The sequence below is a fragment of the Thalassospira alkalitolerans genome, assembly GCF_002115745.1.
GTDB classification, from domain to species: domain Bacteria; phylum Pseudomonadota; class Alphaproteobacteria; order Rhodospirillales; family Thalassospiraceae; genus Thalassospira; species Thalassospira alkalitolerans.
Window position 1 is genome coordinate 1 of sequence record NZ_JFKB01000006.1, and the last position, 20,380, is coordinate 20,380.

Annotated in this window: 16 protein-coding genes; 8 read left to right on the forward strand and 8 right to left on the reverse strand. The window is 53.3% G+C overall.

The genetic code is table 11. The features are described from left to right. On the reverse strand, nt 1–508 hold a 508-nt coding region (locus TALK_RS09715), incomplete at its 3' end, for a hypothetical protein (protein ID WP_425444023.1). A gap of 568 nt (nt 509–1,076) precedes the next feature. Between TALK_RS09715 and TALK_RS09720 the strand changes: the two genes are divergently transcribed. The 6 genes from TALK_RS09720 to TALK_RS09745 all read left to right on the forward strand — a co-directional run bounded on the left by TALK_RS09720 (nt 1,077) and on the right by TALK_RS09745 (nt 11,388). Beyond that, nucleotides 1,077–4,178 (forward strand): FAD-binding and (Fe-S)-binding domain-containing protein, encoded by a 3,102-nt coding sequence (locus tag TALK_RS09720; RefSeq protein WP_085618306.1) that lies wholly within the window; start codon nt 1,077–1,079, stop codon nt 4,176–4,178. 265 nt (nt 4,179–4,443) lie between these two features. Beyond that, a complete protein-coding gene (locus tag TALK_RS09725; RefSeq protein WP_085618308.1) occupies nt 4,444–5,805 on the forward strand; it encodes a mechanosensitive ion channel family protein in 1,362 nt (453 codons plus the stop codon). 86 nt (nt 5,806–5,891) lie between these two features. Continuing rightward, nucleotides 5,892–6,209: a Dabb family protein gene (locus TALK_RS09730; RefSeq protein WP_085618310.1), complete on the forward strand. Its 318-nt coding sequence runs from the start codon at nt 5,892–5,894 to the stop codon at nt 6,207–6,209. 292 nt (nt 6,210–6,501) lie between these two features. Next, the gene (locus TALK_RS09735) at nt 6,502–7,497 is read left to right on the forward strand and encodes an HlyD family secretion protein (RefSeq protein ID WP_085618312.1); all 996 of its coding nucleotides are present in this window, start codon (nt 6,502–6,504) and stop codon (nt 7,495–7,497) included. After that, nucleotides 7,494–10,256, forward strand: a complete 2,763-nt coding sequence (gene rbbA / locus TALK_RS09740) for a ribosome-associated ATPase/putative transporter RbbA (protein WP_085618314.1) — start codon at nt 7,494–7,496, stop codon at nt 10,254–10,256. The genes TALK_RS09735 and rbbA overlap by 4 nt, the downstream gene beginning before the upstream one ends. 1 nt (nt 10,257) lies before the next feature. Next, nucleotides 10,258–11,388, forward strand: coding sequence for an ABC transporter permease (locus tag TALK_RS09745; RefSeq protein ID WP_085618316.1), 1,131 nt, complete (start codon nt 10,258–10,260; stop codon nt 11,386–11,388). A gap of 51 nt (nt 11,389–11,439) precedes the next feature. Here the strand turns inward: TALK_RS09745 and hydA are convergent, their stop codons facing one another. The 5 genes from hydA to TALK_RS09770 all read right to left on the reverse strand — a co-directional run bounded on the left by hydA (nt 11,440) and on the right by TALK_RS09770 (nt 16,468). Beyond that, nucleotides 11,440–12,861, reverse strand: a complete 1,422-nt coding sequence (gene hydA, locus TALK_RS09750) for a dihydropyrimidinase (RefSeq protein WP_085618318.1) — start codon at nt 12,859–12,861, stop codon at nt 11,440–11,442. Nucleotides 12,862–12,888: 27 nt separating this feature from the next. Then, entirely contained in the window at nt 12,889–14,154 is a 1,266-nt protein-coding gene (locus tag TALK_RS09755; protein WP_085618320.1) for a cysteine desulfurase-like protein, read from the reverse strand. Nucleotides 14,155–14,193: 39 nt separating this feature from the next. Beyond that, complete coding sequence (locus TALK_RS09760; protein ID WP_139833780.1) at nt 14,194–14,931, reverse strand: amino acid ABC transporter ATP-binding protein; 738 nt, start codon at nt 14,929–14,931, stop codon at nt 14,194–14,196. Next, a complete protein-coding gene (locus tag TALK_RS09765; RefSeq protein ID WP_085618321.1) occupies nt 14,931–15,602 on the reverse strand; it encodes an amino acid ABC transporter permease in 672 nt (223 codons plus the stop codon). The genes TALK_RS09760 and TALK_RS09765 overlap by 1 nt, the downstream gene beginning before the upstream one ends. Before the next feature lie 68 nt (nt 15,603–15,670). Continuing rightward, complete coding sequence (locus TALK_RS09770; RefSeq protein WP_085618323.1) at nt 15,671–16,468, reverse strand: ABC transporter substrate-binding protein; 798 nt, start codon at nt 16,466–16,468, stop codon at nt 15,671–15,673. A gap of 186 nt (nt 16,469–16,654) precedes the next feature. Between TALK_RS09770 and TALK_RS09775 the strand changes: the two genes are divergently transcribed. Further along, nucleotides 16,655–17,344: a FadR/GntR family transcriptional regulator gene (locus TALK_RS09775; RefSeq protein WP_085618325.1), complete on the forward strand. Its 690-nt coding sequence runs from the start codon at nt 16,655–16,657 to the stop codon at nt 17,342–17,344. 32 nt (nt 17,345–17,376) lie between these two features. Here the strand turns inward: TALK_RS09775 and TALK_RS09780 are convergent, their stop codons facing one another. Together TALK_RS09780 and TALK_RS09785 are read right to left on the reverse strand one after the other, a co-directional pair. Continuing rightward, nucleotides 17,377–17,640, reverse strand: coding sequence for a SemiSWEET transporter (locus TALK_RS09780; RefSeq protein WP_245829822.1), 264 nt, complete (start codon nt 17,638–17,640; stop codon nt 17,377–17,379). A 169-nt stretch (nt 17,641–17,809) separates the two neighbouring features. Then, nucleotides 17,810–18,733, reverse strand: coding sequence for a LysR family transcriptional regulator (locus TALK_RS09785; RefSeq protein ID WP_211274799.1), 924 nt, complete (start codon nt 18,731–18,733; stop codon nt 17,810–17,812). Between the two features lie 141 nt (nt 18,734–18,874). On the opposite strand from TALK_RS09785, the gene TALK_RS09790 reads away from it, so the two are divergent. Further along, on the forward strand, nt 18,875–20,377 hold the full coding sequence (locus TALK_RS09790) for an ABC transporter substrate-binding protein (RefSeq protein WP_085618327.1): 1,503 nt from the start codon (nt 18,875–18,877) through the stop codon (nt 20,375–20,377). Nucleotides 20,378–20,380 lie beyond the last annotated feature (3 nt).

Below are 20,380 nucleotides of genomic sequence, written 5' to 3' on the forward strand. Positions count from 1 at the left end.
CCGAAGCACGCGTAACCGCCCAGTCAAAAGATGCTTTTTCATCGTCACTAGCCGCATCATAGAAATTCACGATTTCACGAAACACTTTTGTCGGATTATGGACGGGGTCGTTTGAATTGATGATGTCCGAAATTCTGTTCGCAATTTCATTTTTGGCGGCATTGACTTCCACATCCGTAAAAATACCGCCTTCATTGCTCGTCACCGCATAAAGCATCTGCCGGTCGAAATCCGGAAAGCCGATTTCATCCCATTCATCCGCCGTCGTGCGTGTCGTGCCGGTCGTTCCGAGCTTGGCATATCCGGCATCAATCTTTTCTCTTGCTGCTACCGCGGCACTGGCAAGGGACCCGGACGCTGCCTTTGCCGGTGTCACCGTTTCCGGTGTCGCGCTCTCTGCCGGGGTGGGGACACTTTCCGATTTTGACGATGCAGATTGTTTATGCCCCGCATTTGCCGAGGCATAGGAATATGTATTTGCCAAAAGACTGGAAACAGACGTCATCATCGCCCTTTGCACATTTCAATGCGCCTTACATTTTAGGAGAATTCATCCTATGTCATTCAACCAAGGCCTGCAATTAATTTCAACTTTTGCGTGTTTTTAACAATGCAAAATGCATCTTTCCCAAAAAGAAGAAAATCCCTTTTTGCAAATTGTCCCGGCAACTCATTTTAGGGCGCGGCACGCAGCTAAATTTCAGGGCATAATCTACAGTTATTTCACGGGGAATTCTTGATGATCTGCCAGATCGTTTTTCACCTGATTTTTGATCCGATGTCGGGACCGATCTTGTCGACAATTTTCGGCAATTGTGCCCGGCAGGTTCAATTGGGGCTGTGAAACAATTTTCACTATTTCACAATCCTCATACAATTAGTTTCACCCGCATCCGGCGGGAATTTCTTTTCGTCGGGTTTTGTCGGTCGGCGAAGCGATCGATTATTCACTAAAAATGAATAATCATTCAGAATTTTCAATTTGTGTATTTAATCATCCTCGGGTCAAATGGCGTCAAGTCCTGCTGGCCCTCCTGTAAAAAAACAGGCCCGCACATCCCGATCAGAGAGAGACAATGACCGCCGCAGTCGCCAAAGCCGCCACCGCCCCGAAAGCCGCAGCAAAAGCCGCCAATCGCCGCTTTTCGCGCTTTAACCGCCTGCCGGTTCTGACCCCGGACAGATCACTGGATCACCTGACGCTGGGTTTCCTTAAGGTACTGGAATCAGAGGGTAATTTTACCGGTGAAATCCACGCCGATTACCCGGCCCGCCTGATCAATGCCACCGATAACAGCGTTTATCAGGTGATGCCGCGTGCGGTGTTACAGCCAAAAACCGCCAATGATATCAACGTGGTAATGGAATTGGCCGGGCGCGAAGAATATCGCGAAGTCAAAATCACCCCGCGCGGCGGCGGCACCGGCACCAATGGCCAGTCGCTGAATAACACCGTCATCCTCGATACGTCCAAGCATCTCAATCACATACTGGGTTTTGACGCCGAGAAAAATCTGGTCCATGTCGAACCCGGCGTGGTGCTGGATCAACTCAACGCCTGGCTTAAACCGCATGGCGTTTTCTTTCCGCCCGCCGTTTCCACCGCCAGCCGGGCCACCATTGGCGGCATGATCGGGTCCGATAGTTCGGGCAAGGGATCGCGGATTTATGGTAAAACAAGCCATTACATCAATGACATGACGACCGTTTTGATTGACGGTACCGATTTCCGCACCCATGCCATAAGCGCCAAAGAGGCCGATGAAATCATCACCCGCGAGGATCGCACGGGCAAACTTTACCGCCACATCCGCGATGAAATCCTGCCGCGTCGCGATAAGATCAATGCAATCTTCCCGGAAATGAACCGCGGGCTTACCGGCTATAACCTTAAAGAAGCTGTTTCAGATCAAGGAGATATGAACTTAAGCTTCCTGATCGCTGGCTCTGAAGGCAGCCTTGGCATGGTCAAAGACATCACACTGCGCGTGGTGCCCTTGCCCAAGCATAAGGCGGTAACGGTGGTCCGCTATGACAGTTTTGACTCTGCCCTTCGCCATGTCAGCACCTTGTTGCAATTTGATCCGGTGGCGATTGAAAGCATCGATGACAAGGTCATGGAACTGGCAAAGCAGGATGAAAGCTGGCATTTGCTGGGAAAATTGCTTGGCACAGACACCAGCACCATCCCGACGCGCGGCTTCAATGTTGTTGAATTCATTGGCGAAACCGCCCAAGAGGTTGCCGCCAAACAAGACGAACTCCGCGCATATCTTAATGCCAACACTGACGCCCAATACGCCCCCATCGGCTTTGTTCAGGCCAGTGATCCCGGCCAAATCGCCGCCATTTGGTCGATCCGCGCCAAATCCGTTGGCCTGCTGGGCAATATCGAAGGCAAACGCCGCGCCACCCCCTTTGTCGAAGACACCGCCGTGCCGCCGGAAAACCTTGCCGATTTTATCGCAGAATTCCGCGCTTTATTAGACGCCGAGGGCCTTGATTATGGCATGTTCGGCCATGTCGATGTTGGCTGTTTGCATGTCCGGCCATTGCTTGACATCTGCGACGAAGAAGACGAAGCCCGCCTGCGCCGGATTTCAGATGGTGTCGTGACGCTAACCAAGAAATACAACGGCCTGATCTGGGGCGAACATGGCAAGGGGTTTCGCGGTGAATATTCCCCAACCTATTTCGGGCCAGAGCTTTACGACGTCCTGCGTCGCATCAAGGAAGCCTTTGATCCGGAAGGACAATTAAACCCCGGCAAGATCGCGTCACCGTACTCAAAAAACACGCCGATAACCGCGATTGACCAAGCCCCGATGCGCGGCCAGATTGACCGCCAGATCAATGATAACCTGCGCGATGAATACCTGAACGCCACCCGCTGCAACGGCAATGGTGCGTGTTTCAACTGGGACCAATCGGACGCCATGTGCCCGTCCTATAAGGTCACCCGCGACCGCGTGCATTCGCCCAAGGGCCGGGCCGGGATGATCCGCGAATGGATCCGGCAGTTATCGGTCGGCACCGATCCGCGCAATCAGGATTTGGCAGTGATCAATGCGCGCGATTTCTCCCACGATGTCTATGACGCCATGGCCGGATGCCTGTCGTGCAAGGCCTGTGCGGGGCAATGCCCGGTCAAGGTCGACATCCCCGAACTGAAATCACGGTTTTTGGAAAGCTATCACACGCGCTACAAACGCCCGGTCAAGGACTACGTAATTGCGCAGTTGGAAACCATCGCGCCCCTGATGGCCCGCGCCCCAAGGCTTTTCAATACCTTGCAGTCCATCCCGCCGCTGCCATGGATATTCAAAAGCCTGATCGGCCTGACCGATTTGCCGAAACTCAGCCCACAAAACGTCACCAAGGCGTTGCGCCAACGCGGCATTGGCCGGTTCAAATGGGCGGAAGTTAACGCGCTTTCAGATGCCGAACGCGCCAAATCCGTGATCGTGCTGCAAGATTGCTTCACAACCCATTATGACGCCGATGTGTTCCTTGCCCATATCGATCTGTTGCAAAAACTTGGGTTCCGCGTTTTCGTGCCGCCCTATCGCCCAAATGGCAAGGCATTGCACGTAAAAGGCTTTTTGAAACGCTTTGATTATCAGGCCAATCAAAACGACATTTTCCATGCCCGTCTGGCAATCTCAAACATCCCCCTGATCGGGATCGAAGCCAGCGTGACCCTGACCTATCGCCAAGAATACGCCCAGCGCCTTGGTACCAACCGCCCTGATTACCGTGTGCATCTGTTCCATGAATGGCTGGCGGGCGAGATTGCGGCAAACCGCGTCACCCTGCCCGAAACCGGCACAAACGGCGCGGCGACGGCAACACCGGCAACCCTGTTCCCCCATTGCACAGAAAAAACATCGATCCCAGATGTTGGCGTCAAATGGCAAAAGATATTCGAAGCCTTCGGCATGAAACTCGCCACCGAAAAAACCGGTTGCTGTGGCATGGCGGGGGTTTACGGCCACGAAACCCGCCATCAGGCAACATCACGTGAACTCTATGATATGAGCTGGAAAAACAAAGTCGATCAAACCGGGCTAGAGAACATGCTCGTCACCGGCTATTCCTGCCGGTGTCAGGTCGCCCGGTTTGAAGGCGCAAAACCAAAACATCCGGTGCAGCATCTATTATCCATGATCACCCAATAAATTTCGGAGCAAAACACCGCACATTGTGAAGCAGATCATTGCATTCATACGTGATGATGTGATGATCTGCGCCATGTGGAAAAACGGGGCTGTGCCAAGGCTGACGACATAAAGCGCACTAGCCGAAACAGGCCAAACACCCCTTGTCCGGGCGGGAATTACGGGGGTATTTTTCCTTGTGCAGCCCCCAAATCACTTGCAGTTCGGGGACCCGCACGGCACAACAAACTGGCCCCTATATACCACATCAACCGACGGAGCCCCGATGCAAGACGAAGTTGCCGACTGGCTGATCAGTCAAAACATTGAATATGCCAATGTCATCTCTTTCGGGGTGGTGCTGGCGCTGATTGCCCTGATGGCGATCATCCTTCATGGCTTGCTGCATCGTATACTTCTGCCTGCATTGGAACGGATCGGCGGCAAGCGCATTCATACCTGGCAAAAAATCCTGACCGCGAAAAATCTGTTCCCGCGCCTGGCCTTTATCGTGCAGGGAGTGGTCGTCTATATTCAGGCCGGGGTCTGGCTTTCGCCTGAAACCACCACACATAATTTCCTTCATATCGCGGCAAGATTGTGGATCATTTATTATGTGACGCTGACACTGTTTTCACTGCTGGATGCGGTGTTGCTGATATCACGGCGCAGCCAAAGGGCCCGAACCCTGCCGCTCCGCGGGATTTTTCAGGGTGTCAAACTGACGGCCTCAATCCTTGCTGGCTTGCTGTGCATTTCCATTCTGATCGGTGAATCCCCGATCATTTTGCTCAGCGGTTTGGGGGCGATGACCGCCGTCCTGATGCTGGTTTTCAAGGACCCCATTCTTGGCCTTGTCGCGGGAATACAGCTTTCGGCCAATGATATGCTATCGGTGGGCGATTGGCTTGAAATGCCGAAATATGGCGCGGATGGCGATGTGATTGATATCGGATTGACCACGGTTAAGGTCTGTAACTGGGACATGACGATCACAACAATTCCGACCTATGCGCTGATATCAGATTCCTTTAAAAACTGGCGCAATATGAGCCAATCCGGCGGACGCCGGATCAAGCGCAGCATCAATATTGACGCCAGTTGCATTACATTCCTATCCCCGCAAGAATTTAAAAAACTGCACAAATCACATCTTTTGGCCCCCTATCTTGACGAGAAAAACCGCGAAATCGAAACATTCAATACGGAAAAGAAACTGGACCTTTCGATGCCCATCAACGGGCGACGCATGACCAATCTGGGAACGTTGCGGGCCTATCTTACGGCGTATTTGCGCAATCACCCGATGATCCATCAAGACATGACCCTGATGGTCCGACAGCTTCAACCCGGCCCGAATGGGGTGCCGCTTGAAATCTATGCCTTTACCAAGACGGTCAACTGGCTGGAATACGAGGCCATCCAATCCGATATCTTTGACCATACTCTGGCGGTTTTGCCTGAATTTGGCCTGCGCATCCACCAAACCCCAACCGGGTATGACATGCGCGCCCTGATCGGCACAACAACGCCGGGTATCGCGCAAATATCCGCCCCCGATGACAATGCCCGCCCCCAACACACAACTGGTACCGCCGGGCCAGAAACATCGAAACACGTTGCGCACGCCAGCGACCAGGGCGTTTAATATCAACAATGATGCATGGGTGACCCAGACCAAACACATCGGAACAAAACCGATCCCACGGAAATTCAGCCCCCGAAAGGCTCGCCATGATCCGCCATATCGTCCTGATCAAATTCAAACCCGGCATCGAAGAGACCGTGATCAACAGCCTGTTTAACGCACTCGCCGATCTTGGCGATCAAATCGCCGGAATGCGCGGCTTTGACGGCGGCGTTTCCGTCAGCCCGGAAAAACTGGAACAAGGCTTCACCCACGGCTTCTGCATCGATTTCGACGACGCTAAATCCCGTGATGCCTATCTTGTGCATCCCAAACATCAGGCGCTGGGTGCAGAACTTGTCAAAGCCGCCGATGGCGAGATTTCAGGCCTGATTGTGTTTGATTTGGAGATGTCGGGGCCTTAAATCAGGAAAAATAAATCCCCCTTTCAGATAATTGATAGCTTCACCAAAAAGCACCAAGCGGCATCGGATCATCATCTGATCTGGGCCGATATTGATATTTAGCCCCCCTATGGCCCATCGATTGGCTTGGTTTTGTTGGTAATATCTGGTCTTCTCCCCCCGGTTTGCGCAAGATCAATGATTGCATCCCCCTGACAAAATAGGATCATTCCAAATCTTGCTGCGATGCACCGTGACAATCAAATGAATACCGGTCATCATGGCGGCTGGTGATCGTCTTTGGGAGAAGAACATGAGCAATCTGCGTGCGCCTTTGGTGATCCTTGTAGCGGCATTGGCCGTTGCCAGTGGCGGTTATTATTACTGGCAGCAAAATCAGGATACCCTTCCCGATTACATCACATCGGGCAATGGCCGGATCGAGGCCGAGGAAGTCCACGTTGCCACCAAATATGCCGGTCGCGTTGCGCAGGTTGACGTTGAAGAAGGCGATTTCGTTACCAAAGGGCAAGTTCTTGCCCGTATGGATACCGCCGAACTTGAAGCCACACAGGCCAAGGCCCGCGCCGATGTGGCCCAAGCCTATCAGAAAGTCGCCCAGGCCAAGGCCGAAATCGTTCAGCGCGAAAGCCAATTGAAATTCGCCCAAAGCCAGCTTGAACGCGCCAATACGCTTGTGAAAAACAACAATATATCGCGTGAGGCCGTTGATCAGCGCCGGTCCGAGCGCGACATTGCCGAGTCCGCCCTTGTGGCATCAAAGGCCGGACTGACCGCCGCCGAGCGCGGGGTTGAAGCCGCCGATGCCGAGGTATCGCGCCTGCAAATCCAGATTGACGATTCCGCCCTGACCGCACCGCGCAGTGGCCGCGTGCAATACCGCCTTGCCGAACCGGGCGAGGTTTTGGCAAGTGGCGGACGGGTGGTAACACTGATTGATCTGACCGATGTTTATATGACGATCTTCCTGCCAACCAATGCCGCCGGGGCCACCTTTGTCGGCAATGAAGCGCGGATCGTGCTTGACGCGGCACCCGAATTTGTCATTCCGGCAAGTGTATCGTTTGTATCGGCCGATGCACAATTCACCCCGCGCGAGGTCGAAACCCGAAGCGAACGTGAAAAACTTATGTTCCGGGCCAAAATCCGCATCGATCATAAGCTTCTGACCCAGCATATTGAAAAGGTCAAAACCGGCCTTCCCGGTGTTGCCTATGTCATGCAGGGCGGGTCAACGCAGTGGCCTGAAAGCCTGTCGGTGGCCTTGCCGCCGGAGGCCTCAAAATGACCACGCAGCCCGATTTTGCCGTCCGGCTTAACGGGGTATCGCATCGTTACGGCAAGACCATCGCCTTTGACACGGTTGACCTGAACATCGAAGCCGGACACAGCATGGCCTTTATCGGCCCCGACGGGGTGGGAAAATCCACCTTGCTCGGCCTGATTGCTGGCGCACGGAAAATTCAGGCCGGAACGGTGGAAACCCTTGGCGGTGACATGCGAAGCGACGCCCACCGCAACCGGGTTTCACCGCGTATTGCCTATATGCCACAGGGGCTTGGCAAGAACCTGTATATGGATTTGACGATTGCCGAAAACCTGCATTTTTTCGGCCGCCTGTTTGGTCAGCCCGCCCGGGAACGGCGCGAACGGATTGATCGGCTGGTCAAGGCAACCGGGCTTGCACCGTTTATTGATCGCCCGGCGGGCAAGCTTTCGGGTGGGATGAAGCAAAAGCTTGGCCTGTGCTGCGCGCTTATTCATGACCCGGATCTTTTGATTTTGGATGAACCAACCACCGGGGTTGATCCGTTATCACGGCGGCAATTCTGGCAATTGATCGACAATATCCGCGCCGAGCGCCCCGGCATGACCGTAATCGTTGCCACCGCCTATATGGACGAGGCCGAAAATTTTGACCGGCTTGTCATGGTCAATGCCGGTAAAATCCTGGCATCGGGAACCCCAGCCAGCGTGCGCCATGACGCCGGGGCAAAAACGCTTGAAGATGCGTTTGTCAATTTGCTGCCCGAAGAAATGAAACGCGGCCATCACGCACTTGAAATTCCGCCCCTTGCCAAGGACGGTTCGGAACCGGCGATTGTCGCCAAGAACCTGACCCGACGGTTTGGCGATTTTACCGCCGTTGATCATGTCAGTTTTGAAATCAGCAAAGGCGAGATTTTCGGATTTCTGGGGTCAAACGGCTGTGGCAAAACCACAACCATGAAGATGCTGACCGGGCTTTTGCCCGCATCCGATGGCCAGGCATGGTTATTTGGCCAACCGGCCGAAACCAGCGGCCTGTCGATGCGCAAGCGGGTTGGCTATATGTCGCAGGCATTTTCGCTTTATACCGAATTAACCGTGCGCCAGAACCTTGATCTTCATGCGCGGCTGTTTCACCTGCCACCGCCGACAATTGCCGCGCGCATCACAGAATTGCTGGGTAAGTTCGGGCTTGATCACGTCGCCGATCATTCAACCCGCGATTTGCCGCTTGGCGTGCGTCAGCGATTGTCGCTTGCAGTTGCGATCATTCACCGGCCGGAAATGCTGATTTTGGATGAACCAACATCGGGTGTTGATCCGGTAGCGCGTGACCGGTTTTGGGAATTGCTGATTGATCTGTCACGCAACGACGGGGTGACGATCTTTATTTCCACCCATTTCATGAACGAAGCCGCGCGGTGCGACCGAATTTCGCTTATGCATGCGGGCCGGGTTTTGGCCAGCGACACCCCGGCGGCCCTTGTCACACAGCATGGCGCAGAAACCCTTGAACAGGCGTTTATCACCTGTCTGGAACAAGCCCATGCCGATGAGGATAAGGGCAATTCGGCAACTGCTGGCGAAACTGACAAAACCGATAACGGCCCCGTGACGTCACTGGAAAGCAACCATGACGGGCGCCATAGCCTGTTTAGCATGCGCCGTGCCTATGCCTATTCGCTACGTGAAACCATGGAATTGATCCGTGATCCGGTGCGATTGACCTTTGCCCTGCTGGGTACGGCGTTGCTGATGCTGGTATTTGGTTTTGGCATTACATTCGATGTCGAGGATTTGAAATATGCCAGCCTTGATCGCGACCAAACCCCGGAAAGCCGCACCTTTTTAGAAGGTCTGGCCGGGTCGCGCTATTTCGAGGAACAGGCCCCAATCGTAAGCGTTGCCGATATGGAACGCCGGATGGCCAGTGGCGACATCACCCTGGCACTTGAAATTCCATCCGGTTTTGGCCGCGAACTTTTGCAAGAGCGCAGCCCCGAAATTGCGGCATGGATCGATGCATCGATGCCATTTCGCGCCGAAACCATTCATGGTTATGTTCAAGGCATCGGACAATCCTATTTGACCGATCTGGCGCGCCGCAACCTTGGCACGGTGCCCTCTACCCTGCCCGCCGATATTGAAATCCGCTATCGTTACAATCAGGATTTCAAAAGCATTTTTGCCATGGTTCCATCGGTCATGGCCCTGCTGCTGATCTTTATTCCATCGGTTCTGGTCGCCCTTGGCGTGGTGCGTGAAAAGGAATTGGGATCAATTACCAATCTGCATGTTACCCCGGTCAACCGGCTTGAATTCCTGTTGGGCAAGCAAGTGCCCTATGTCGTGCTGGCGATGGTCAACTTTGCCTTTCTGGTGATCCTTGCCCTGACGGTATTTGGCATCCCGATCAAAGGTAATTTTGCCGCCCTTGTGTTTGGCGCGTTTTTATATGTCATCACCACGACCGGGTTCGGATTGCTGATTTCATCCTTTGTATCGACCCAGATTGCCGCCCTGTTTGGCACCGCGATTGGCACCATGGTGCCGTCGGTCCTGTTTTCGGGGATGATGCAACCGGTGGCGTCACTTGAAGGCGGGGCTGCGGTGATTGGCGCCGTCTTCCCGACCGGGCAATTCATCAACATTGCCGTCGGCGTCATTACCAAGGCACTTGGGTTTTCGGCATTGATACCGGAATACCTGATCCTTTCCCTGACCATTCTGGTGCTGACCGGGGCCAGTGTGTTGCTTCTGAAAAAACAGGATAGCTGACATGCTTGAACGGCTTGAAAATATCTATCGGCTTGGCGTCAAGGAACTGTTCAGCCTGCGTCATGATCCGGTGCTGATTGCGTTGATTGTCTGGGCGTTTACCGCATCGATCTATACCGCTGCCACCGGCATGAGCCACGATTTGAACAATGCCGCGATTGCCATTGTCGATGAAGACAATTCACAGCTTTCGGCCCGGATCGGCGATGCGTTTTTACCGCCCTATTTCCACAAACCGGTCCAGATTGGTTTTGACGAGATTGATCAAACGATGGATACCGGGCTTTACACCTTTGTCGTGGTGATCCCGCCCCGGTTCGAGGCCGATGTAATTGCCGGAAACCAGCCCGATCTTCAGGTTAATATTGATGCTACGGCAATGATGCAGGCCGGGATCGGAGCCACCTATATCAGCAGCATCATCAGTGAAGAAATCGTCAAATACATCAATGACGATGTGCCGGTTGAAAGTGACGACACAATCAATCTGCAAATCCGGTATGCCTTTAACCCCAATGTGACCAGTTCATGGTTCACCAGTGTCATGGAAATCATCAACAACATCACGATGTTGTCGATTGTTTTGACCGGGGCCGCCCTGATCCGGGAACGCGAACATGGCACGATTGAACATCTTTTGGTGATGCCGTTGACCCCGATTGAAATCATGATGGCCAAGGTCTGGGCCAATGGTCTGGTGATCCTTGTATCAGTCGGATTATCGTTGGCGCTGGTGGTGGAAATGATGCTGGATGTGCCGCTTGCCGGGTCCAAGATGCTGTTCTTGTTTGGCACAGCCCTTTATCTGTTCTTTTCGACCGCACTTGGCATTTTCCTGGCCACGCTGGCGCGATCCATGCCGCAATTCGGGTTGCTGTTCATACTGGTGGCCTTGCCGCTGATGTTGCTATCGGGCGGGGAAACACCGATTGAAAGCCAGCCCGCACTTTTGCAAAACATCATGCAGTTTTCGCCCTCGGTCCATTTTGTATCCTATGCGCAGGCGATCCTGTATCGCGGGGCGGGGCTGGATATTGTCTGGCCGCAATTTGCCGTGGTGTTTGGTATTGCATTGGCGTTCTTTGCCTTTGCAGCCATGCGGTTCCGCAAAAGCATTTCGGCGATGCATTAAAAACACATCGCCGAAATCATCACTCAAACCGTCCAGACCATTAAAACCAGATCAATCCGCCGGTTTATGGGATGCCATCATCGAAGACCGATTGCGCGGCACATAAGCGCCAAAGCCCTTTTCACCGGTTAATTTGCCCTCATCGACAATGGTTTTACCGCGCACCATGACATGCACCGGCCAGCCGGAAACCTTGAGCCCTTCATACGGGGTATAATCCGCGCCTTGCGCCAGCAAATCATTGGTAATGGTCACGGTTTTGGCGGGATCCCAAAGGGCAAGATCGGCATCCGATCCAATCGCAATCGTGCCCTTTTGCGGGTACATGCCATAAAGTTTGGCGTGATTGGTCGCAGTGATCGCGACAAAGCGGCACAGATCAATACGGCCCTTCTGCACGCCTTCGGAAAACAGGATCGGCAAACGGGTTGCAACGCCGGGGATGCCATTTGGAATCCAGCGGAAACTTTTATTGCCCTTTTCATTAAGCTTGCCCGCCGGATCATCAAAGCGGAACGGGCAATGATCCGATGAAAACAGATCAAACACCCCGCGTTCAATCCCGTCCCAACAGGCATCCTGACTGGCCTTGTCACGCGGCGGCGGTGAACAGACGAATTTGGCACCTTCCATCTCGGTCTGATCCAGATCATCAGCGGTCAGCATCAGATATTGCGGACAGGTTTCGCCGACAACCTTGCTGCCACGCATGCGTGCGCGTTCGATTTCTTCCATGGCTTCACGATTGGACACATGGACGATCACAATCGGCGTATCGACGATTTCGGCCAGCGACAGCGCGCGATGGGTGGCTTCGCGTTCGGCGGCAATCGGGCGGGTTGTGGCATGATATTTCGCGGCCAGATCGCCATTGGCTTCGTGTTGGCCGATCAGAAAACGAATGGCGTCTTCGTTTTCACAATGCACCATGACAAGCGCACCGGTGCGCCGGGCACTTTCAAGCGTATCAAGAATTTCATCATCGCGCAGACGCAGACCATCATAGGTCATGAAAACCTTGATCGAGGTATAGCCATCTTCGACCAGCGCCGGAAGTTCCTGACCCAAAACCGCCGGGGTCGGATCGGTGATAATCAGGTGAAACGCCACATCAATGTGGCATTCCCCATCCGCCTTGGCGTGATAAACTTTTAACGATTCCCGCAGGCTATCGCCCTTTTCCTGCATGCAAAAACTGATGATCGAGGTATTCCCCCCCATCGCAGCCGACCGGGTCCCGGTTTCAAAATCATCGGCCATGACGATCCCGTCGCCCGATGGCTGTGCGATATGGACGTGGCTGTCGATGCCCCCCGGCATCACATACAGCCCGGTCGCATCAACGATATCGTCACTGTCGTTCAGATCACCGGCAAGGGCCGTGATACGACCATCCACAATACCGATATCGGCACGGTAAACGTCACTGGCGGTAACGATGGTTCCGTTTTTGATGATGCGATCGAACTGCATATGGATCGGTTCCTTTTCGGGTTCGGCTTAGGGTTTGACGGCCTTGGAATTTTCATCATTGAGCATGCGGTCAAAGGCCGCTGTCAACCGGTCAACTTCGTCGAGCGTGTTGTAATGAACCATTGAAACGCGCACCATGCCGCCGTGATCGGTGACTTCAAGATATTCCGCCAAACGACGCGAATGGAAATCACCAAAGCGGATGGCGATTTTTTCACGGTCAATAATTTTGCAGACCTCGCCCGCATCCAGCCCATCAAAACGGAAACTGATGGTTGGAATGCGGGTCCCATCGCGATTGTCCGACTGGCCAATGATCGTGCAATCATTGCGACTGCGCAAATAGCCCAGCAAACGGTCAACAAGTGCGTTTTCCTGAATGGCAATGGCATCATAGGCGGCGACGATTTTTTGCCGGACCGAACCGGTTTCACCGGCCATTTCGCCAAGTTTGGCAAGATAGTCAACAATGCCGCACGTGGCATAGGCCAGTTCGTAATTCGGATTGCCCGGTTCCAGTTTGCCCGGCACTTTATCCTTGCCGTAAAAGTAATGATAAAGCGGATCAAGTTCGAGAAGGTTATCGTATTTGCCATACATCAGCGCGTAATGCGGACCGTATGTTTTATACAGACTAAAGACATAGTAATCGACGTCGAACGCCTGCACATCCACCGCACGATGCGGCGCATAGGCCACCGCATCAACGCAAATCTGCGCCCCATGGGCATGAACAAAATCGGCGATTTCGCGGATCGGATTGATTTCACCAAGGATGTTTGACGCATGGGTCACACAAACCAGCTTGGTACGGTCGGTCATCAACGGTTCAAGATCGGCCAGATCAAGCCGAAGCTTTTCCCGGTCCAACGGCCAAAACTTCACCTTGATCCCGGCATCTTGCAATCTGTCCCACGGGCCAATGTTTGATTCATGATCGGCAATTGTGACAATGATTTCATCGCCTTTGGACAACTGGCTTTGCATCGCCTTGGCAAGGTTTTGCAAAAGGGCGGTGGTCGAGCTTCCAAAAACGATTTCTTCGGGCCGGTTGGCATTGACCAGATGCATGGCACTGGTGCGGGCCTCAAGCAAGGCCTCGGCCGCTTTTAGCGAAATGTCATAGGAACCGCCAATCTGAACGTTTTTGTCAAACAGGAACGTATTGATCCGTTCCACGGCAGATTTAAGGATTTGCGAGCCGCCTGCATTATCAAACAGAGTCCAGCCTTTTGCGAGGCCGGGAAACTGGCTGCGAACATAATCCATGTCGAGCGGGTTGTTGGTTTTCATAGAAATATCCTCCGGAAGGTTCGGTTTATTGTTTGTTTTTCAGTGATCTAAAACGGCGTGCAGGAAACTTTTTGTTCGTGCTTCAACCGGCTGATCAAAAATTTGCGCCGGGGGACCGGCTTCGATGATATTGCCGTCATCCATAAAAATGACGCGATCCGCGACTTGGCGGGCAAAGCCCATTTCGTGGGTCACGATCACCATCGTCACCCCCGTCCCGGCCAGCTTTTTCATGACATCAAGAACTTCACCGACCATTTCGGGATCAAGGGCCGAGGTGGGCTCATCAAACAAAAGCACCTTGGGTTCCATCGCCAACGCACGCGCAATCGCAACACGCTGTTGCTGCCCCCCCGAAAGCTGGCCGGGATATTTATCCGCCTGTTCAGAAATGCCGACACGTTGCAACAACGCACGGGCGTATTTTTCCGCATCGCTTGTTTTGGTGTGGCGGACGCGCATCGGTGCCAGCATAACGTTGCGCAACACCGTCATATGCGGAAACAGATTGAACGATTGAAACACCATCCCGACTTCGGCCCGGACCTTGGCCAAGGCCCGGCCCGGCTTGACCGCAATACCATCAACCGTGATCTCGCTGTCGGCGTCAAAGGCCTCGAGATGATTGATGCAGCGGATCAGGGTCGACTTACCCGAGCCGGACGGACCGATCACACAGACGACTTCGCCCTGTGCGATATCAAGGTCAATGCCATGCAAGACGGTAAACGAACCATAGGCTTTTTTAAGGTTACTGATCGTGATCAAAGCCGACATTATCGTTTCCCCTTGCTGTAACGTTTTTCAAGTCGGGCAACGACAACCACCATCGGCCAAAGCAAAATAAGATAAATCAGTGCCGCACCAATCAACGGCGTCGGGTTTGCCGACAATGCCTGTGCCTGGGTTGCCTGTTTCAGCAAATCGGGCATGGCAACGACAGATGCCAAGGCCGTATCTTTCATGACATTGATGCAATTATTGGTCAGCGGCGGGATGACGATGCGGATGGCCTGGGGCAGGATCACATCCATCATCGTATGACGGTTGGAAAGACCAAGGGCGGCCGATGCTTCGAACTGACCATGCGGGATGGCTTCGATCCCGGCGCGGAAAATTTCGGCGGTATAAGCCGATGACACCAGTGTCAGTGCCGCCACCGCCGACAAAAACGGTGACAACCGAATGCCGACAAATGGCAGTGCGTAATAAACAACAATCAACAAGACCAACAGCGGGATTGATCGAAAAATATCAATATAAAGCCGGACGATCGCACACACAAAAACCGGTGCATAAAGCCGCGTCACAGCCAGAAAAAGCCCGCCAATCAGGCCACAAATAATACTGGTAATGCCAATCTGAAGCGTCACCAGCAACCCTGAAAGAAGCTGTGGCAGGCTGGCAAGCAACACCGGAACATTAAAGAAGGTCGAATAAAGATCCATAATACCACCAGTTCGACAAGATGTCGGCGGCAGGCCAAAACCCGCCGCCAGACAAAATCAGAGACGCCTTATTTAACAGTCGGCATATCCATGACGGAAACAGTCGAGGTGGTGTCTTCGGGCTTTGCGCCAAACCAGGTTTCATGCAGACCTGCGATGAAGCCTTCTTTTTTCAACTCGGTCAGGATGCCATTGACTTCGGTGGCAAGCGACGCGTCTTTGTTGAACATGATCGAGTATTTTTCACCGGTAGCAATACGTTCAACGACTTTAAGGTTCGGCTTGTCCTTGACGTAATACTGCAGTGCCGGAATGTCGCTGATATAGCCGTCAATACGACCGGCAGCCAGATCAAGCATTGCCGGCGACAGGCCTTCGTAACGGCGGGTATCGGCCAGTTTGTATTCTGCGCCATGCGCATTGACCCACATATCGCCGGTCGATCCGGTATCCACGCCAACAACTTTATCGGTCATGCCCTTCATGCCGTCGATGCCGCTGTCAGCCGTGACGGTCAGTGACTGATCACTGTCGTAGTAAGGCTGTGCAAAGGTGACGGATTCCAGACGTTTATCGGTGATTGTGATCGACGATACCGCCATATCGATGCGGCCCGACTGAACCGCCGGGAACAGACCGTTAAACGGAATGTTGACGAATTCAACGCTTTTGCCAAGACGCTTGGCGACTTCGGTTACCAGATCAACTTCAAAGCCAACTGTCTTGCCGTCGGCATCCTGAAATTCCCAAGGAACGTTACCGATATTGGCACCAACGGTCAGGTCGGCAGCATTGGCAGCGCTCAACGCGGACACAGCAACCATGCCCCCAACAATCGATGATATAATGAAAGATTTAAACGTCATGAGGTTTCCCTTGTTTTTTTAGAGCCATCCCTGAATACTTTGACCAGACCGGTCTAACTGGTCTGACCAGTCGGACCAAGGAAACACGTTTCAATGGCGTTTGCAAGACGGTTGGTGCAAAAATTAAACATCTGCGCTATCTCTGCGCGACTAAGATCAGAAGAATAAGATGCAAGGGTTGCCGGGATGCTGAACAAGACTTTCTTGCCGCAGTCAGTAGCGCGCGAAATTCAGGACATGATTCACCGTGGCGACCTGAAGCCGGGTGACAAAATCCCGTCGCAGCGCGATTTTTCACAAAAACTCGGCATTAGCCGTGCATCTTTGCGCGAAGCCCTGCTAACACTTGAAACATTGGGTCTTTTGAAAACAGAAGCCGGTCGCGGTACCTTTGTCGTTGATCCCGCAAGCAGTTCTCCGGGCGATATGGCCCCCTGGCGATATTCCGACAGCTATTCGGTATTTGATGTGTTTCAAACCCGCGTGATGCTGGAAGGTCAAATAGCGGGCCTTGCCGCCGGACGCCTGACAGCAAACCAGCTTGATCAAATGGAACAGGCCACCAGCCAGATGGAAGAATGCTGGGCACGGCAGGATTTGATCGCCAATGTCGAGGCAGACTTAACGTTTCATGGGATCATTGTTGAAGCATGCAGCAATGCAATGATGCGGTCGCTTTATCAAATTGTGCGCGATCAACTGACCGAAACCCAGCGTCAACCGATCCCGATTACCGATCCTGAACGCATGCGCGCATCCATTGCCGAACACCGCCGCATCATTGCCGCCCTGCGCGCAAATGACAGCGCAACATCCCGTCTTGAAATGGAAACTCACATCCGTAACACGGCGCGTTGCGCGGGGCTTACCCCGTGACCTGCGCCCGATAAAGATCCGATTTTATCGGGCTAACCGTGGCGGATTTTAAAGAACAGGATGGTCGAGGCCAGAACAAGGGTCAGGCCATTGGCGATGATCACCGGCCAATCGCCCCGGACCAAGCCATAAACCAGCCAAAGCGCGATCCCCGAACACAACACCAAAAACATCACAAGCGAGATATCAGCCGTGGATCGGGTCCGCCATGTGCGGACGACTTGGGGCAAAAAGGCAAGCGTGGTCAGCGATCCGGCAACAAGCCCAAGAACGGTTTCAAATGTCAGAACCATCATAACCCTCGCCCTGTTGCGATCACACCGATTGAATGCATTCAACACACATTATGCACAACTGCAAGTGGGAAAAAGAACCGCGCTTTTTCAGGCATAAAATATCGATATAAATCAGATATTTATGCGCACATAAGTACAAATACCGAAGTCATGTTTACGGTGTCTTCGCTTAACGATTTTCGAATTCGGCGCGCAGGAATCCTTCAAGGAAATCGGACATCCGGCGCACAGCATAACTGCGCTGACCGGTGGCAATGCGGTTCATTTCCAGATGGGTTTCAATCCGCGATGATTTGGCCAATGGCCGCATGACAAGGCTGCCCGATCCGATTTCGCGCTTTACCGTCATTTCCGGCAGGATCAGCACCGCCGTGCCGCGCCGGGCAAGTTCCTTTTGCAGTTCCAGCGACGATGTTGTGAAGGTGCTTTCACCAAGGACAATTCCCGCATCACGCAGACGCGCGTCAAAGGCACGCCGCACCCCGAATGTACGATCCGGCAAGGCCAGCGCATAATGAACAAGTTCCGACAACGGAATTTCATCAAGCCGTGCCAGCGGATGATCCGGCGACAGGATGGCTTCGTGACGGATCGGGGCGCGAAACCGGGTTTCAATCCGGCTGTCGGCAGTCGAAAACATCGTCACCGACAAATCAGTCAATCCGGTTGCCACCGCATCAAGGGCGGCCTGCGCCGAGGTAACGGTAACTTCGATGGTAATTGCGGGGTAACGTTCGGAAAATTCCGCCAGTGCCGGGGCCAGAATGGCACTGGATGCCGCACCATTGACGTAAAGCGATACCGAACCGCGTTGCAGACCCCGCAAATCGTCAATGATCTGTTCGACTTCGGATAATTCACGGGCAATATGAAGCGACCGTTCCGCCAGAACTTCACCCGCAGCAGTTAACCTGATCCCGCGGGGGTTGCGTTCTACCAACGCGGTTCCAAACAGATGTTCCAGTTTGTCGAGTTGACGGGCAATAGCGGTTGGAGAGACATTAAGCGCATCAGCCGTTTGACGGATCGAGCCACAGCGCATTAATTCGTTAAAAACCGTCAGGGATTGAATTTCGACCATAACCACCGCCATCGATCAGAACCATTTAGTGCAACGAAAACCGTAGCACCCCGACATCAAATTATCGACTTCAAATTCACTGAAAAATAGTCTCTGTTACAGCAACAGCGACATTTTCAAAAAAACAAAACAGGTCACATCAGGGGGACCACCATGCCGTACCGTTACAAATCGATCCGAAACATGGCCTGCGCCGTATCAACAGCAGCACTGATTGCGCTTGCACCGTCGCTGTCCCTTGCGGCGGGCAATGTCACATTTGGCCAGCCCGTTGAACCGGCAGGACTTGACCCGACCGTTGGCGCCCCGGTCGCATCGGGTGAAGTCACATGGCAAAACGTTTTCGAAGGTCTGGTGGCCGTTGATCGCGATGGCAATATCACGCCGCAACTGGCAAGCGCATGGACGCTTTCCGATGATGGTCTGACATATACCTTTACGCTACGCCCCGATGTGACATTCCATAACGGCGTGACGTTTGACAGTACGACGGCGAAATTCACCCTTGATCGCATCCTGTCCAAAGACAGCACCAATGGGCAAAAGGCGCTTTATAGCGTGATCGACAGTGTCGATGCCCCGGATACCGCAACCCTTGTTCTGCATTTGTCAAAGCCGTCATCGAACCTGATTTACTGGCTTGGTTTCCCATCAGCTGTCATGGTTGAACCATCCACCGCAGACAGCAATAAAACCACGCCAACCGGTACCGGCCCGTTCAAATTTGATGAATGGCGCAAGGGCGACCGGGTTTTGATGTCGGCCTATGATGGGTATTGGGGCGAAAAGCCGTCGCTTGATGCGATTACCGCCCGGTTCATTTCCGATCCACAGGCACAGGCCGCCGCCATCCTGTCGCATGATGTTGATGTATTTGGTAAATTCGAAGCCCCGGAACTTTTCAGCCAGTTCAAGGGCGATGACAGCCTTTCAACCCATGTCGGTGTCGGCGAGATGGAAATCGTCGCCGGGATGAATAACACCCGCCCGCCGTTTGATGACATTCGCGTGCGGCAGGCATTAATGATGGCGGTGGATCGCAACATCCTGATCCAGGGTGTCGAAAGCGGATTTGGCAACCCGATTGGCAGCCATTTTTCCCCGGCCAGCCCGTATTATGTTGATCTGACCGGCGAGTACGGCTTTGACATTGATGCCGCCAAGGCCCTTTTGGCCGAGGCCGGATATCCAAACGGGTTCGAATTCACCATGAAAGTCCCGACGCGCAGCTATGCGACGCGGTCGGCTGAAATCCTGCAAGCCCTGTTTACCCAGATCGGGGTGATGGCCAAGATCGAAAGTTCCGATTTCCCGGCAGGCTGGATTAAGGATGTGTTCAAAGACACCAATTACGACATGACCATCATCGGCCATGCCGAACCGCTTGATATCGGGATTTATGCGCGCCACCCGTATTATTTTAATTACAACAATCCGGCATTTGACGCGGTGATGGATGATATCGCCGCTGCAACCACGCCCGATGCACGCGCTGCCGGATTTAAAAAGGCACAGGAAATCATCGGTCATGATGTTCCGGCACTATTCCTGTATTCCGCACCAAAACTGGGTGTTTGGGATGCCAAGCTGACCGGTATCTGGGAAAATGGGCCGGTGCCATCCAATGATATGACCGATGTAAGCTGGTCAGAATAAAAG

What these genes read in the sequence shown, in the direction of transcription:
- TALK_RS09720 (WP_085618306.1), top strand. Translation starts at nt 1,077, where the DNA reads ATGACCGCCGCAGTCGCCAAAGCCGCCACCGCCCCGAAAGCCGCAGCA.
- TALK_RS09725 (WP_085618308.1), top strand. Translation starts at nt 4,444, where the DNA reads ATGCAAGACGAAGTTGCCGACTGGCTGATCAGTCAAAACATTGAATAT.
- TALK_RS09730 (WP_085618310.1), top strand. Translation starts at nt 5,892, where the DNA reads ATGATCCGCCATATCGTCCTGATCAAATTCAAACCCGGCATCGAAGAG.
- TALK_RS09735 (WP_085618312.1), top strand. Translation starts at nt 6,502, where the DNA reads ATGAGCAATCTGCGTGCGCCTTTGGTGATCCTTGTAGCGGCATTGGCC.
- rbbA (WP_085618314.1), top strand. Translation starts at nt 7,494, where the DNA reads ATGACCACGCAGCCCGATTTTGCCGTCCGGCTTAACGGGGTATCGCAT.
- TALK_RS09745 (WP_085618316.1), top strand. Translation starts at nt 10,258, where the DNA reads ATGCTTGAACGGCTTGAAAATATCTATCGGCTTGGCGTCAAGGAACTG.
- hydA (WP_085618318.1), bottom strand. Translation starts at nt 12,861, where the DNA reads ATGCAGTTCGATCGCATCATCAAAAACGGAACCATCGTTACCGCCAGT.
- TALK_RS09755 (WP_085618320.1), bottom strand. Translation starts at nt 14,154, where the DNA reads ATGAAAACCAACAACCCGCTCGACATGGATTATGTTCGCAGCCAGTTT.
- TALK_RS09760 (WP_139833780.1), bottom strand. Translation starts at nt 14,931, where the DNA reads ATGTCGGCTTTGATCACGATCAGTAACCTTAAAAAAGCCTATGGTTCG.
- TALK_RS09765 (WP_085618321.1), bottom strand. Translation starts at nt 15,602, where the DNA reads ATGGATCTTTATTCGACCTTCTTTAATGTTCCGGTGTTGCTTGCCAGC.
- TALK_RS09770 (WP_085618323.1), bottom strand. Translation starts at nt 16,468, where the DNA reads ATGACGTTTAAATCTTTCATTATATCATCGATTGTTGGGGGCATGGTT.
- TALK_RS09775 (WP_085618325.1), top strand. Translation starts at nt 16,655, where the DNA reads ATGCTGAACAAGACTTTCTTGCCGCAGTCAGTAGCGCGCGAAATTCAG.
- TALK_RS09780 (WP_245829822.1), bottom strand. Translation starts at nt 17,640, where the DNA reads ATGATGGTTCTGACATTTGAAACCGTTCTTGGGCTTGTTGCCGGATCG.
- TALK_RS09785 (WP_211274799.1), bottom strand. Translation starts at nt 18,733, where the DNA reads ATGGCGGTGGTTATGGTCGAAATTCAATCCCTGACGGTTTTTAACGAA.
- TALK_RS09790 (WP_085618327.1), top strand. Translation starts at nt 18,875, where the DNA reads ATGCCGTACCGTTACAAATCGATCCGAAACATGGCCTGCGCCGTATCA.